11 protein-coding genes are annotated in these 14,545 nt (G+C 73.9%); 8 read left to right on the forward strand and 3 right to left on the reverse strand.

The window, feature by feature from the left end; all coding sequences use genetic code 11:
• Positions 1–58: 58 nt before the first annotated feature.
• Positions 59–1,654, reverse strand: coding sequence for a benzoate-CoA ligase family protein (locus tag I4I82_RS20340; RefSeq protein ID WP_218589403.1), 1,596 nt, complete (start codon positions 1,652–1,654; stop codon positions 59–61).
• Positions 1,655–1,857: 203 nt separating this feature from the next.
• Between I4I82_RS20340 and I4I82_RS20345 the strand changes: the two genes are divergently transcribed.
• The 3 genes from I4I82_RS20345 (at position 1,858) to I4I82_RS20355 (ending at position 5,818) form a co-directional block, all read left to right on the forward strand.
• Positions 1,858–2,985: an NDMA-dependent alcohol dehydrogenase gene (locus tag I4I82_RS20345; RefSeq protein WP_218589404.1), complete on the forward strand. Its 1,128-nt coding sequence runs from the start codon at positions 1,858–1,860 to the stop codon at positions 2,983–2,985.
• A 92-nt stretch (positions 2,986–3,077) separates the two neighbouring features.
• A complete protein-coding gene (locus I4I82_RS20350; RefSeq protein WP_218589405.1) occupies positions 3,078–4,919 on the forward strand; it encodes an AAA family ATPase in 1,842 nt (613 codons plus the stop codon).
• Between the two features lie 116 nt (positions 4,920–5,035).
• The gene (locus tag I4I82_RS20355) at positions 5,036–5,818 is read left to right on the forward strand and encodes a PIG-L family deacetylase (protein ID WP_218589406.1); all 783 of its coding nucleotides are present in this window, start codon (positions 5,036–5,038) and stop codon (positions 5,816–5,818) included.
• Here the strand turns inward: I4I82_RS20355 and I4I82_RS20360 are convergent, their stop codons facing one another.
• A complete protein-coding gene (locus I4I82_RS20360) occupies positions 5,819–6,625 on the reverse strand; it encodes an ABC transporter permease (RefSeq protein ID WP_218589407.1) in 807 nt (268 codons plus the stop codon).
• Between the two features lie 95 nt (positions 6,626–6,720).
• Here I4I82_RS20360 and ctaD point away from each other — a divergent pair, with 95 nt between their 5' ends.
• Genes ctaD through I4I82_RS20380 form a run of 4 tightly spaced genes read left to right on the forward strand, consistent with a single transcriptional unit; the run spans position 6,721 to position 12,560 of the window.
• Positions 6,721–8,475 carry an aa3-type cytochrome oxidase subunit I gene (gene ctaD, locus I4I82_RS20365; protein WP_218589408.1) on the forward strand — a complete coding sequence of 585 codons (1,755 nt, stop codon included), beginning with the start codon at positions 6,721–6,723 and terminating at the stop codon, positions 8,473–8,475.
• Positions 8,476–8,479: 4 nt separating this feature from the next.
• Positions 8,480–9,700 (forward strand): phosphoserine phosphatase SerB, encoded by a 1,221-nt coding sequence (serB, locus tag I4I82_RS20370; RefSeq protein ID WP_218589409.1) that lies wholly within the window; start codon positions 8,480–8,482, stop codon positions 9,698–9,700.
• Positions 9,701–9,735: 35 nt separating this feature from the next.
• Positions 9,736–10,389, forward strand: coding sequence for an aminoacyl-tRNA hydrolase (locus I4I82_RS20375; RefSeq protein ID WP_218589413.1), 654 nt, complete (start codon positions 9,736–9,738; stop codon positions 10,387–10,389).
• A 26-nt stretch (positions 10,390–10,415) separates the two neighbouring features.
• Complete coding sequence (locus I4I82_RS20380; protein WP_218589410.1) at positions 10,416–12,560, forward strand: SEC-C domain-containing protein; 2,145 nt, start codon at positions 10,416–10,418, stop codon at positions 12,558–12,560.
• 209 nt (positions 12,561–12,769) lie between these two features.
• Here I4I82_RS20380 and I4I82_RS20385 read toward each other — a convergent pair whose 3' ends face one another.
• Positions 12,770–12,967 (reverse strand): YciI family protein, encoded by a 198-nt coding sequence (locus tag I4I82_RS20385; protein WP_226370156.1) that lies wholly within the window; start codon positions 12,965–12,967, stop codon positions 12,770–12,772.
• Positions 12,968–13,214: 247 nt separating this feature from the next.
• Between I4I82_RS20385 and I4I82_RS20390 the strand changes: the two genes are divergently transcribed.
• Positions 13,215–14,408, forward strand: coding sequence for a winged helix DNA-binding domain-containing protein (locus I4I82_RS20390; RefSeq protein ID WP_226370157.1), 1,194 nt, complete (start codon positions 13,215–13,217; stop codon positions 14,406–14,408).
• Positions 14,409–14,545: the final 137 nt, after the last annotated feature.

Genomic DNA, 14,545 nt, shown 5'->3' on the forward strand with positions numbered 1-14,545 from the left:
CTACAAGATTCGGCCGGATCACACCATCGCTGTAGAACGTCGGTTCCGGCCCGCGAGGTCAGGCCTGGGACTCCGCGACGTCCGTCGGCGCCGTCGGCGCCGGCGCCACCGTCGCCGCGGCCAGCTCGCGCAGCCGGAAGCGCTGGATCTTGCCGGTGGCCGTGCGCGGCAGCTCGCTCACCTCGACGACGAGCCGCGGCCGCTTGAACGACGCCAGCCCGGCGCGGCAGAACGCGATGACCTCGTCGGCGTCGACGTGCACGCCCGGCCTCGGCACGACGTAGGCGACCGGCTTGTCCAGCCCGTCGCTGTCGGGCACCCCGACGACGACGGCCTCGGCCAGGTCGGGGTGCTCCATGAGGCGCGCCTCGACCTCGGTGGGGCTGACCCAGATCCCGCCGACCTTGAGCACGTCGTCGGCGCGGCCCAGGCAGGTGTAGCTGCCGTCGGTGCCGCGCACGTACTGGTCGCCGGTGCGCATCCACTCGCCCTGGAACACCCGGCGGTTGACCTCGGTGCGGCACCAGTAGCCGGTGCAGATCGAGTCGCCCGCGATGTAGAGCATCCCCGGCTCGTCGGCGCCCTCGATGACCGAGCCGTCGGGGCGGCGCAGCTCCACGCGGTAGCCCGGCACCGGGAAGCCGGAGCTGCCGGGCACGACCGCGCCCGCGACGTTGGAGATGAAGATGTGCAGCGCCTCGGTGGAGCCGATGCCGTCGAGGATCTCGAAGCCGTACTGCTCGCGGACGCCGTGGAACATCCGCGCGGGCAGCGCCTCGCCCGCCGACACGCCGTTGCGGACGGTGGCGAACTGCGCGGGCGGCAGGTCGGCGGCCATGAGCGGGCCCCAGAAGCTGGGGCCGCCGAAGAACAGGGTGACGCCGTACCGCTCGGTCAGCTCGCCGAACCGCGCCGGGTTCGGGCGCGCCGGCTCCAGCACCGCGGCGGCGCCGACCGACAGCGGGAAGAACAGCGAGTTGCCGATGCCGTAGGCGAAGAACAGCTTGGCTCCCGACAGGCAGACGTCGTCGCGCCCGATCCGCAGCACCTCGCGGCCGTAGGTCTCGCAGACGTAGCGGATGTCGGTGTGGCGGTGCATCGCGCCCTTGGGCGTGCCCGTCGTGCCGGAGGTGTAGAGCCAGAGGGCGGGCGACTCGGCCCACGTCGGGTACGGGGTGTCGAGAGGCTCGGCGGTGCGCAGCTCGTCCCACGTCAGCGTCGTGACGCCCGGGACCCCCGGCGCGGTGTCGCCGGTGACGACGAGGTGGCGCAGGTCCGGGGCGCCGGTGGCCGCCGTGGTGACGGCGGCCGTGAACTCGCTGCTGCCCAGCAGCACCCGCGCCCGCGAGTCGACGACGAGCTTGCCCAGCTCGGGCCCGGTCAGCATGGTCGACGACGGCACGGCCACCGCGCCGACGTACATCACGGCCAGGATGCCGGTGGCGAGCTCGACGTCGTCGACCATCGCGAGGAGCACCCGCTCCTCGGGCCGCACGCCGATCGCGACGAGCCCCGCCGCGACGCGCCGGACCTCCTCGGTGAGGCGGCGGTAGGTGAGGGCACCGCGCGGGTGGTGGAACGCGACCCGGTCGCCGTCACCCGCGGCGACGCGGTCCTCGGTCAGGTACGTGGCGGCGTTGAACGTGTCCGTCATGGTGGCGCTCCGTGCTCGGGGTCACAAGACTCTACTGCCGCTCGACCGCCCGTCAACGGCCCGTAGAACGCCCGGTTTCTACGGGTGCCTGGCACCCCGTCGTGCGGTCAGTAGAGCTTTCCAAGTCATGCGCACCCTGCTATGAACCGTGTGGCGCGCCGCACAGCGGCAGCCGACCCCGAAATCTGTTCAAGGGAGAGCACATGCAGACCCGCGGAGCGATCGTCCGTCAGGCACCCGGCAAGTACGAGGTCGTGGACCTCGAGGTGGACGACCCCCGTCCCGGTGAGGTCCAGGTCAAGCTGGTCGCCTCTGGCCTGTGCCACTCGGACGACCACATCGCCACCGGCGACATCCCGGTCGGCGTCTACCCGTTCGCCGGCGGCCACGAGGGCGCCGGCATCGTCACCGCCGCCCCCCCGAACCACAAGGGCATCAAGGAGGGCGACCACGTCGTCTTCTCGTTCCTCCCCTCCTGCGGCCACTGCCGCTGGTGCGCCTCGGGCCAGCAGAACCTCTGCGACCTGGGCGCCGGGCTCCTCGCCGGCTCGCGCTGGGAGGACACCTCCAGCTTCCGCCTCAAGCTCGCCGGCTCCGACACCCCGGTCGGCCAGATGTGCGGCATCTCGACCTTCGTCGAGACCACCACGGTCTCGGCCGACTCCGTGGTGAAGGTCGACAGTGACCTGCCGCTCGACAAGATCTGCCTGCTGGGCTGCAACGTCGGCACCGGCTGGGGCTCCGCGGTCAACTCCGCAGAGGTCCAGCCCGGCCACACCGTCATCGTCATGGGCATCGGCGGCGTCGGCATCAACGCGGTGCAGGGTGCGGCCCACGCAGGCGCGGCCAACATCATCGCCGTGGACCCGGTGGCGCTCAAGCGCGAGAACGCCACCCAGCTCGGCGCCACCCACGGCGTCGAGACCATGGAGGAGGCCACCGAGCTGGCCAAGCAGTTCACCAACGGCCAGGGCGCCGACTCGGCCATCATCACCGTCGGCGTCATCAAGCCGGAGTACGTCGGGCAGGCCATGGCCTCGATCCGCAAGGCGGGCACGGTCGTCGTCACCGCGCTCGGCAACATCGCCGACACCACGCCGCTGCCGGTCTCGCTGGCCGACGTCACCCTGTTCCAGAAGCGCATCCAGGGCTCGCTGTTCGGCGAGTCGAACCCCAACTGGGACATCAAGCGCCAGGTCGAGCTCTACCGGGCCGGCGTGCTGAAGCTCGACGAGGTCATCACCACGACCTACAGCCTCGACCAGATCGGCGAGGGCTACGAGGCGATGCACGCCGGGACGAACCAGAAGGGCGTCATCGTCTACAGCTGACCGTCCCCGAACCCCCCGAGCGGCACTCCCGTCCTCCGGACGGGGGTGCCGTTCGTTCGCCCACCGAGTCGTCCGCCCACCGAGAGGAACCCATGGGGTCTCCCACACCCGTCGTCGGCCTGCGCCGCGAGCGCGAGGTGCTCACCGTCGCGCTCGTCACCGGCCGGCACGTCGTCATCGAGGGCCCGCCCGGCACCGGCAAGTCCACGCTGCTGCGCTCCATCGCCCGCGACACCGGCCAGGAGGTCGTGTTCGTCGAGGGCAACGCCGAGCTGACGCCCGCGCGCCTGGTCGGCCAGTTCGACCCGTCGCAGGTGCTCGCCACCGGCTACCAGCCCGACGCGTTCGTCGACGGCCCCCTGATCACCGCCATGCGCACCGGTGGCCTGCTCTACATGGAGGAGCTCAACCGCGTCCCCGAGGAGACCCTCAACGTCCTGATCACCGTCCTCACCGAGGGCGAGATCGCCGTGCCGCGGCTCGGGACGGTCCACGCGGGCAAGGACTTCCGGCTGATCGCGGCGATGAACCCGTTCGACGCTGTGGGCACCGCGCGCGTCTCGCAGGCCATCGCCGACCGCATGTGCCGGGTCGTGCTGGGCTACCAGGATCTCGAGGGCGAGCGGGCGATCACCGGTTCGGTCAGCGGTCTGGCCGGGCGCTGGGTCGACCTGTCCGTGGCGCTCACCCGCGCCACCCGCGAGCACCGCGACGTGCGCATGGGCTCCTCGGTCCGCGGCGCCATCGACCTCTCGCTGGTGCTCACCGGGCTCGCCGAGCTGCGCGGGGAGGCGACGCCCACCCGCGACACCGCGCGCGACGCCGCCTACGCCGCGCTCTCGGGCCGCATCCGGATCACCGACGGCGTCGACCGCACCGCCGAGTCGGTCATCGACGAGCTGCTGGAGATCCACTGGCCCGCCGACGACGAGGAGTCCGACCCCGCGGAGTCCCCGGACGCCGAGGAGAGTGACGGCCAGGGAAAAGCACCCAGCCCGGGGCATAACCCGGGCTTCCAGCAGCGCTCGCGCCCCGGGCGCGAGCAGCCCTCGCGCACCCAGGGGCGCCAGGAGATCGCGGCCAACCACCCCGACTTCGCCGACGTCTCGCCCGAACCGGGCGAGCTCGACGTCGACGCGTTCGAGGCGCTGGCGGCCGAGGACCCCGACAAGGCCGCCGCACTGCTGGCCGACATGGCCGTGGCCACCGACGTGCAGCTGCGCGCGGCGGCCCGGCGCCTCGCCGGACGGGTGTTCATCCGGTTCGGCCGCGTCGGGCCCGCCAAGGCGAGGGGCACGCGGCGGCTGGGCCCGTCGCGCCGCCTCGACGGCGACCTCGACCTCGACCGCACGGTCGAGGCGTGGGACCCGTCGTCGTCGCGGCGGCCCGAGGAGCTGGTCACGCGGACGTGGACGGCGCACCGGCGCGCGGTCTGCCTCGTCGTCGACATCTCCGGGTCGATGAAGGGCCTCGCCGTCGCGCTGGCGTCGGTGGCCGCGGCCGGTGTGGTCGTGGCCAACGAGAACGGCCCGCCGCCGCTGCAGCCCTCGGTCATCGCGTTCGGCGCGGGGGTCAGGGTGCTGCAGGCGCAGGGGGTGCGGCGGCCCCCCGAGGAGCTGCTGTCGGACCTCATCGCCCTGCGCGGGCACGGCACGACCGACCTGGCCGCCGGCCTGCGGGAGGCGTCGAAGCAGCTGGCGTCGGCCGTGGCGGACGAGCGCATGGTCGTGCTGCTGAGCGACTGCCTGCACACCGCGGGCGACGAGCCGGCCGAGGCGCTGGGCGGCATCGACCGCCTGCACGTCCTCGTGCCGCTCGGCGGGCCCGAGGCGGAGGCCGCGGCGCACCCGCTGGCCCTGCGCGGGGGCGGCCGGGCGCAGGTGGTGGCCCGGTTGACCGACATCGCGCCCGCACTGACCCGCATCCTCGCCTGAGGCGGGGGTGCCCGGTGGTCGCCGGGGGGCGGGGCCGACGACGCCCCCGTCCTCCCGGTGGCCGCGGTCCACGGGACGGCCCGCCACCCCGGCGCCGGGGCGGTTAAGGTCGATCCGTGGCCACCATCGTCAGCTTCCACGCCCATCCCGACGACGAGTCGATCGCCTCGGCCGGCACCCTGGCCCGGGCCGCGGCGGCCGGGCACCGCGTGGTGCTCGTCTTCGCCACACGCGGCGAGCTGGGCGAGCCCGTGCCGGGCGTGTTGGAGCCGGGGGAGCAGCTCGCGATGCGCCGCTCCGCCGAGTGCTACGCCTCGGCCGCCGTGATCGGCGCCAAGCGCGTGGAGTTCCTGGGCTACACCGACTCCGGGATGATCGGCGAGCCCAGCAACGACGCCCCGTTCTGCTTCTGGCAGGCCGACGTCGAGCACGCGGCCAAGCGCCTCGCGGTGATCCTCGACGAGGAGGAGCCCGACGTCCTCACCGTCTACGACGACAACGGCGGCTACGGCCACCCCGACCACATCCAGGTGCACCGGGTGGGCCGGCGGGCGGCCGAGCTCTCGGCGGTGCCGGTCGTCGCGCAGGGCACGATCAACCGCGACTGGATGATCCGCGGCCTCAAGCAGTCCGGCGCCGAGCTCCCCGAGAACCTGCCGACCATGGGCAAGCCCGAGGCCGAGATCACCCATCGCGTCGACGCCGTCGACTTCGTCGACCAGAAGCGCGCCTCGATGCGCGCCCACGCGAGCCAGATGGGCCCCGACCACTTCATGCTGACGATGCCCGACGCGATGTTCGCGCTGGGCATGGGCACGGAGTTCTACATCGTCGACCCGCCGCCGAACCCGGCCTCGGCGCCCGACGTGTTCGAGGAGCTGTTCATCTCCCTGCACTGATCATCTGCCTACGCCGAGCGCGCGGGCGGCGGCGCGCGGGCCGCGGTGGCTCTCCAGCAGCTGCTGCGGTTCCGTCGTCCGGTGCACCAGGCCGCGGCAGACGAGCTCCACGGCCACGGCCACCGCGATCGTCTCCACGGCCAGCAGCAGGATCAGCACGAGCAGCTGGACCGCGCCCGCCTGCACCGGCGACGCCCCGCCGAGCAGCATCCCGACGAACGCGCCCGGCAGCGTGACGAGCCCGACCGTGCGGGTCTGGTCGGTCACCGGCACGAGCGACTGCCCCGCGGTGCACCGCGCGATCTCCAGCGCGGCGTCGCGGGGGAGCATGCCGAGCGAGAGCGCGGCCTCGACCTCCCCGCGGCGCGCCTCCAGCTCGTCCAGGGCCCTCCGTCCGGCCAGGGCCGTCGCGGTCATCGTGCCGCCGATGAGGATGCCCGCCATCGGGATGACGGCGATGCCCTGCGGCGGCACGACCCCGGCGAGCACCAGCGCCGCGACGACGGGCACCGGGGCGAGCGCGATGGGCACGATCGCCCACCAGCCGCTGCGGTCGGGGGTCATCCGGCGTCCGGCGGTGCGTGCCGCGACCACCACCATCAGGGCGACGAAGGCCGCGCTGAGCGGCACCGACCCGACGATCGCGCCGATCAGCAGCGACACGGCGCCGAGCTGCACGATGGCCCGGACGGCCGCGGTGACCGTCGCGGACGACGTCTCCAGCCGGGTGAGCCGCGCGACGACGGCGGCCACGAGCACCGCCGTGACCAGGGCGACCGCGAGCGCCGGACCGATGACGATGCTCATCCGATGCTCCTGACCGTGCTCCCGGGGGCGCCTTCGACGGCGAGTAGAGCTAAGCTCCGACACGAGCTCAACAGACCACCGCAGGGAGTGAACACGTGACAGCCGTCGCCCCCAAGCCGATCACGTCGCGCCCGTATCCGGCGCGGCGCACCGGCAAGGGTTCCACGTTCCTGAAGATGCTCAGGACGACGGACCCCAAGGACATCGCGATCCTGTACATGGTCACGTCGTTCGGCTTCTTCCTGGCCGGTGGCGCCATGGCGCTGCTGATGCGCGGCGAGCTGGCCGTCCCGGGGCAGCAGTTCCTGTCGAGCGAGCAGTACAACCAGCTGTTCACCATGCACGGCACGATCATGCTGCTGCTCTACGCCACGCCCATCCTCTTCGGGTTCGCCAACTACATCGTGCCGCTGCAGATCGGCGCCCCCGACGTCGCGTTCCCGCGGCTCAACGCCTTCTCGTACTGGCTGTTCCTGTTCGGCGGTCTGACGGTCCTCTCCGGCTTCCTCACCCCGGGCGGTGCGGCCGACTTCGGGTGGTTCGCCTACACCCCGCTGAGCAACGCCACGTACTCCCCGGGCGCGGGCGGTGACCTGTGGATCGTCGGCCTGATCGTCTCCGGTCTCGGCACGATCCTGGGTGGTGTCAACTTCATCACCACGATCGTCTGCATGCGCGCGCCGGGCATGACGATGTTCCGGATGCCGATCTTCACGTGGAACATCTTCGTGACGGCGCTGCTCATCCTCATCGCGTTCCCGGTGCTCACCGCCGCCCTGTTCGGGCTGCTGGCCGACCGCCACCTCGGCGCGCACGTGTTCGACCCCGCCAACGGCGGCACGATCCTCTACCAGCACCTGTTCTGGTTCTTCGGCCATCCCGAGGTCTACATCGTCGCGCTGCCGTTCTTCGGCATCGTGTCCGAGATCTTCCCGGTGTTCAGCCGCAAGCCGCTGTTCGGCTACAAGACCCTGATCTACGCGACGATCGCCATCGCGGTCCTCTCGGTCGCGGTGTGGGCGCACCACATGTACGCCACCGGCGCGGTCCTGCTCGCGTTCTTCTCCTTCACCACGTTCCTCATCGCGATCCCGACGGGCGTCAAGTTCGTCAACTGGATCGGCACGATGTGGAAGGGCAAGATCACGTTCGAGACGCCGATGCTGTTCTCGGTCGGCTTCCTCGCCACGTTCCTGTTCGGCGGCCTGACCGGCGTGCTGCTGGCCAGCCCGCCCATCGACTTCCACGTCTCCGACACCTATTTCGTGGTGGCGCACTTCCACTACGTGCTGTTCGGCACGATCGTGTTCGCCACCTACGCCGGCATCTACTTCTGGTTCCCGAAGATGACCGGTCGGATGATGGACGAGACGCTGGGCAAGTTCCACTTCTGGACCACGTTCGTCGGCTTCCACATGACGTTCCTGGTGCAGCACTGGGTCGGCAACGAGGGCATGCCGCGCCGCTACGTCGACTACCAGCCCCAGGACGGGTTCACGTTCCTCAACTCGTTCTCCTCGGTGGGCGCGTTCGTGCTCGGCGCCTCGACGCTGCCGTTCATCTGGAACGTGTTCAAGAGCTACCGCTACGGCAGGGTCGTCACGGTCGACGACCCGTGGGGCTTCGGCAACTCGCTGGAGTGGGCCACGAGCTGCCCGCCGCCGCGGCACAACTTCACCGAGCTGCCCCGGATCCGATCGGAGCGCCCGGCGTTCGAGCTGCACTACCCGCACCTCGTCGAGCGCTTCCGCGGGGAGGCCCACATCAGCCGGCACCCCGATCCGGGCGAGTTGATCAGCCAGAAGGTGGGCCCGGAGACGCAGCCGGACGGCGACGCGAAGTCCCGCTGATCAGGTGGCCGACACCAGTGTCCTGATCACGGTCACCGGCCCCGACCGTCCCGGTGTCAGCTCGGTGCTCTTCGCCGCGCTGACCCGGCACGGGGTCGACCTCGTCGACGTCGAACAGGTCGTCATCCGCGGACGGCTCACGCTCGGCGCGCTGGTCACGGCCCATCACGACCCGGAGGGGTTGCAGGAGGCCGTCGAGCAGGCGATGGCGAGCATCTCGATGCAGGTGCAGACCTCGCTGGGCGCCGACCCGTCCGTCCGGCACTCCACGCACGTCGTCGTGGTCACCGGGCGGCCGATCTCGGCGCGCGCGTTCGGCTCGATCGCCCAGGCGCTGGCCGACGCCGGCGCCAACATCGACGCGATCCGCCGCGTGGCCGACTACCCGGTCACCGGGCTGGAGCTGATGGTGTCCCCGGTGCCCGGGCAGGGCTCCGAGGACTACCCGCCCGGCACGCTGCGCACCAGGCTGGTCGAGGTCGCGCGCGCGGCGGGCGTCGACGTGGCCGTGGAGCGGGCCGGGCTGGCGCGCCGCAGCAAGCGGCTCATCGTGTTCGACGTCGACTCCACGCTCGTGCAGGGCGAGGTCATCGAGATGCTGGCCGCGCGGGCCGGCGCCGAGGACGAGGTCCGGGCCGTCACCGAGGCCGCGATGGCCGGTGAGCTGGACTTCGCCGAGTCGCTGCGCCGCCGCGTCGCGGTGCTGGCGGGGCTGCCGGAGTCGGTGCTGGCCGACGTCGCCGCCGAGCTGGAGCTGACGCCGGGCGCGCGGACCACGATCCGCACGCTCAAGAGGCTCGGCTTCCGCTGCGGGGTCGTGTCCGGCGGGTTCACCCGCGTCATCTCCGGGCTGGTCGAGGAGCTGGGCCTGGACTTCTGCGCGGCCAACGAGCTGGAGGTCGTCGACGGGCGGCTCACCGGGAAGGTCGCCGGCGAGATCGTCGACCGTCCGGGCAAGGCCGTGGCGCTGCGCCGCTTCGCCGACACCTACGGGGTGCCGCTGGAGCAGTGCGTGGCCGTCGGCGACGGCGCCAACGACATCGACATGCTCGCCACGGCGGGGCTGGGCATCGCCTTCAACGCCAAGCCCGCGTTGCGCGAGGTGGCCGATACGGCGCTGTCGCACCCCTTCCTCGACGTCGTGCTCTTCGTGCTGGGCATCACTCGCGACGAGGTCGAGCGCGCCGACGCGGCGGAGGGGCTGCTGCGGCGCGTCCCCCTGTGACGTCTTCCTCTGCGACGCCTCCTCCCGGGACGGTCCTGTCCCCGCTCGCGGTCCGGCGCGTCCCACCGCCCGAGCCCGACGGCGTCGTCCGGGCGATGCCGGTGGTGCTGCGGCTGGACAAACCGCCCGCCGCCCGCACCCCGGTGCTGGAGGCGGCCGCGGCAGCCGCGCTCGCCGTGTGCCTCGACCCGCGCGCGCAGTCGGACGGGGAGTGGCACGAGGCTGTCGGCACGTGGGTGGCGAGCCGCATCCGCAAGATCGCCCGCCGCGCCCGCGGCGTGCACTGGGAGGCCGTGCAGGCGCTGCCCGGCGTCACGTGGACCGTGGGTGACGCGCAGGTGCGGGCCCTGCTGCCCGGCCCCGTCGACGACGTGCCGCGCGTGGTCGCGCGCCTGCAGATCGGCGGCACCGACCTCGAGCCCGACGAGCCCGGCCCGGCGCAGCCCGGCGTCCCGGTGGTCTGGGTGAACGCGGCGCTGGGCATGAGCGTCGGCAAGGCCGCGGCGCAGGTCGGGCACGCCTCGATGCTGTACGCCGCCGTGCACGGCCTCACCGCGGTGCCCGCCTTCGCGGTGCGCGACGCGGGCCCGCAGCAGTGGCGCGAGGTGCTGGCGGGCGACCCGGTGGTGGTCCGCGACGCCGGGTTCACCGAGGTGGCGCCCGGCACCGTCACCTGCGCCGTGCTCTGACGCGCCCCGGAACTACGCTGCGCGGCGTGGACGAGGCCCCGCTGCGATTCCTGTTCGGCACCGTCCCCGAGGCGGTGCCCACGACGCCCGACGAGTGCGCCGACCTGCTCGACGCCGACCGCCCCGGCGCGTCCGAGCGCGAGCTGGAGCTGCGCGCGACGGTGGCCGGGCAGGTCCTCGGGGGCGAGCACCCCGACGTCTGGCGCACCGCGCAGCGGCTGCTCGAGGCGGGCCTGAGCCGCGAGGACGCGCTCGACCAGCTCGTCGGGGCGATCGTGTTCGACGGGGAGAGTGCCGAACCCGTCGCGGTCCTCGACCGGCTGCCCGTGCCGGGGCCGGACGCGCTGGCCGCCGCGTACGTCGAGCTGGCCCGCGAGCACGGCCCGGTGCCGATCGGCGAGCTGGCGGTGCACATGATCGCCCGGCTGGACCTGCACCCCGACGACGCCGCCCGGCTCACCGACCAGGCCGAGGAGCGACTGCACGACGACCCGGACAGCCCGGTCGTCCTGCTCTCGCCCGACCTCGTCGTGCACGTCGACGCGCTCACTGCCGGGATCGTGCTCACCCACCGCCTCACCGCCGCCGAGCGCGACGCCGACCGGCTCGACCTGCTCACCGACCTCGCCGTGTTCGCGCGCACCGCCGCGCCGACCGTCGACGGTGCCGCGCTCGCGTTCGACGACGACGGCGCCTGGGTCGGCCCGCCCGGTTGGCTGGCCGCGCACCGGCCCGGCGACCTGCTCGCCGTCCGCGTCGACCCCGACGGCGCCGTGTCGGTGGAGGCGGTCGACGACGAGCCGGTCGCCGGGCCCGCGCTGCTGATGACCACCCGCACCGCCTACGACGAGGAGACCGAGGAGACCGGCCTGCCGCTCGCGGCCGAGGACCTCGTCCTCGCCGTGCTGGTGCGCGATCCCGCCGCCTTCGGGCGCCCGCGCCCCCCGCTGGTCGAGCTGGCGGCCACGACCGGGCTGCAGCACCGCGACGGCGAGTTCGCGCACGAGGAGGCCGCCTGGGTCCGTGGCGAGGCGTTCGGCGTGCAGGTGCGCCTGGCCGACGCGGTGGGCACGGAGCGCGCCGCGCAGGCGTCCACGGCCTACGAGCTGCTGGCCGACCCGGCGTCCGGCGCTCCCGCGCTGCGCGAGGCGCTGGAGATGCTGGAGGACCCGGCGACGCTGGTCGGCGTCGTCGACGAGCTGGCGGGCGACGAGAGCCCGGAGCGCATCGCCGCACTGGTCGCGGCGGGCGACCGGCTCGTCGCCGTGGCGGGGAGCGGCGGCCGGGCCGCGGTCGCCGAGTACGTGGCGGCGGTGGCGGCCGAGCGCGACGGCCGGGTGCGCGACGCCGAGGCGCACCTGCGCGCCGCGAGCCTCGCCGGCCGCGGCTGGGGGCTCGTGGAGGACCGGCTGGCCTGGTACGAGTCCGACCGCGGCGAGGCGGCCGCGGCCTACGGGCGGTGGAGCGAGCTGGAGCTGCCCGACGACGACCCGGACCTCGCGATGGTCCGCCGCTTCGCCGCCGCCACCGGCCCGGAGCCCGGGCGCAACGCGCCGTGCTGGTGCGGGTCCGGGCGCAAGTACAAGCAGTGCCACGCGGGCCGCCCGGCGGTGCCGCCGCTGCCCGAGCGGGTGGGGTGGCTGCACCGCAAGGCCCTGGCCTACCTGGAGCGGCGCGGGGGCACCGACGGCGACGTCTACGACTACGCCGCCGTGCGCGACCCCGACCCCGTGGTGGCGCTGGCCGACCCGCTGACCCTCGACGTCGTGCTGCACGAGGGCGGCTGGTTCGGGAAGTTCCTCGCCGAGCGGGGTCCGCTCCTGCCCGCGGACGAGGCGGAGCTGGCGGCGGCGTGGACGGAGGTCGACCGCGCCGTGCACGAGGTCGTCGAGGTGCGCCCGGACGGGCTCTCCGTGCGCGACCCGGCGGGTGGTGGCCTCGTCGAGGTCGCGGAGCGGACGGCCGGGCGCGAGCTCGTCGCCGGGGCTCTGCTGTGTGCGCGTGCGGTGCCGGACGGGTCGGTGCGGGACGGGTCGGGGCCGGACGGGACGGGCCGCCGGTTCGTCGGCGGGCTGTTCCGCGTGCCGGACGGGCGCGGGCCCGAGCTGGTCGACCTCCTGGCCACCCGTGACGGGGCCGCACTGCTGGCGTGGGTGGCGGCGGCGGGCTGAGGGCCGGCCACCCGCGGGCGAGATCGTCGGCGCGGGCGAGCAGCGCCTGTCGCTCGCTCCCGGTCCGAGCCAGGCCGGCAGCGCGGCGGACAGCGCGTCCTGCGCGCAGTCCTCGGCGAGGGTCCAGTCGCCGGTGATCCGGATGAGGGCCGCCACGATCCGCGGGTGCGCGTCGGCACCCGCGGTCGCGACGGCGTCGTGCGCCGGGGTCACGGCGTCCAGAAGGGCCGCAGCTCGAGCCGCCCGATCCGTGCCATCGGGTGCGCGCGGGCGACCTCGACGGCTTCGTCGAGGTCGGCGCACTCCAGGACGTCGTAGCCCACGATCAGCTCCTTGGTCTCGGCGAGCGGGCCGTCGGTGACGAGCAGTTCGCCCGCGCGGACGCGGACGGTGGTAGCGGCCGACACCCGGCGAGCCGGTCGCCGTCGATGCGCCGTCCGGTCGCGTCGTTCGTGCGGACCCACGCCTCGGCGTCGTCGGTGGTGTCGGCGTCGGGCTCGGGGTCGGTGCAGACGAACATCATGCAGCGCAGCGGGTGCTCCTTCGCGTCCTGTCGTGCGGTCACCAGGATGACGAACGAGGGGCGCCGGACCGTACAGCCTTCGACCGGCGTCGCCGGGAATCCTGTCGCACCGGGGTGGGAGGCTGCCGCCCGTGACCCCCCGACGCTTCGACGCCGCCGAGCGACGCGCCCGCCTCGCCCTGCGGCACCGGCACGTCCCGGACGAGCGCACCGACGACGTCGTCGCGATCACCGACGGCCTGGTGGCGCTGCACTCCACCGACCCCGTCTCGGTGCACCTCTCGGTGGCGGCGCGGATGCGCACACCCGACCTGGCGGCGCTCGAGCGGGCGCTGTTCGGGGAGCGCTCGCTGCTGCGCCACCACGCGATGCGCCGCACGCTCTGGGTGTTCGGCCACGACACGGCCCGCCTCGCCCACCACGCCGCCACCCTCGGGCTCGTGCCGGTGCAGCGGCGCGCCCTGCTGGCGATGCTGGAGGCCGGCGGGGTGGCCGCGCCGGAGCAGTGGCTGGCCGAGGCGGCCGCGGCGGTCGACGAGCTGCTGGTGGCGTCGGGCCCGCTCACCGCGCGCGAGGTCGGGGCGGCCCTGCCCGAGCTGGCCCGGCCGGTCCCGGTCGGTGGCGGCGCGTACGCCACGACGCAGGGCGCGCACAGCCGGGTGCTGCTGCAGCTGGGGTTCGAGGGGCGGGTGCTGCGGGCCCGCCCGACCGGCACGTGGATCAACGGGCAGTACCGCTGGGCGTCGGCGGGGGAGTGGTTCCCGGGCGGTTTCGGCGAGGCCGACGTGCGCGCGGCCGCGGCCGGCCTCGCCGCGCGCTGGCTGCGCGTCTTCGGCCCCGCCACCCGCACCGACCTGCGGTGGTGGGCCGGCTGGACCGTCGCCACCACGAAGCGGGCGCTGCTCGACGTCGGCGCGGTGGCGGTGGAGGTCTCGGAGGGGAACGGGGTGTTCGTCGAGGGCTGGACGCTGCCCGACGACCTCGAGCCCACACCCGCAGCACCCCTGAGCGCCCGGCTGCTGCCCGGCCTCGACCCGTCGACGATGGGCTGGAAGCAGCGCGCCTTCCACCTCGACCCCGCCCACGTCCCCCAGCTGTTCGACCGCAACGGCAACGGCGGCCCCTGCCTGTGGGTCGACGGCCGGATCGTGGGGAGCTGGGTGCAGCGCCCCGACGGCCGGATCGCGATGCGGCTGCTGGAGGACGTCGGGGAGGAGGCCCGCGCGGAGCTGGAGCGGCACGCCGGGGAGCTGGAGGCGCTGCTGGGCGAGGTCCGCTTCTCGGTGCGCTTCCCCGCGCCGGTGCAAGCGGCCCTCCTCGCCTGACCACCCACCCCACCGGCGCCGCCCCCGGCCCGGCGCCCCGCGCGGCTCCGCGGAACTGCCGGTGCAGGCGGGCGGCGACGGGGTCGAAGGGCGTCGAGGTCGGGCCGGCCCCAGCGCGCCATGCCGAGACCGGTGGC

Origin of the sequence: Pseudonocardia oceani (genome assembly GCF_019263585.2) — a bacterium.
Lineage (GTDB): Bacteria > Actinomycetota > Actinomycetes > Mycobacteriales > Pseudonocardiaceae > Pseudonocardia > Pseudonocardia oceani.

Excerpts from the sequence above, each read along its gene's own strand:
- I4I82_RS20340 (WP_218589403.1), bottom strand. The coding sequence starts at position 1,654 with ATGACGGACACGTTCAACGCCGCCACGTACCTGACCGAGGACCGCGTC.
- I4I82_RS20345 (WP_218589404.1), top strand. The coding sequence starts at position 1,858 with ATGCAGACCCGCGGAGCGATCGTCCGTCAGGCACCCGGCAAGTACGAG.
- I4I82_RS20350 (WP_218589405.1), top strand. The coding sequence starts at position 3,078 with ATGGGGTCTCCCACACCCGTCGTCGGCCTGCGCCGCGAGCGCGAGGTG.
- I4I82_RS20360 (WP_218589407.1), bottom strand. The coding sequence starts at position 6,625 with ATGAGCATCGTCATCGGTCCGGCGCTCGCGGTCGCCCTGGTCACGGCG.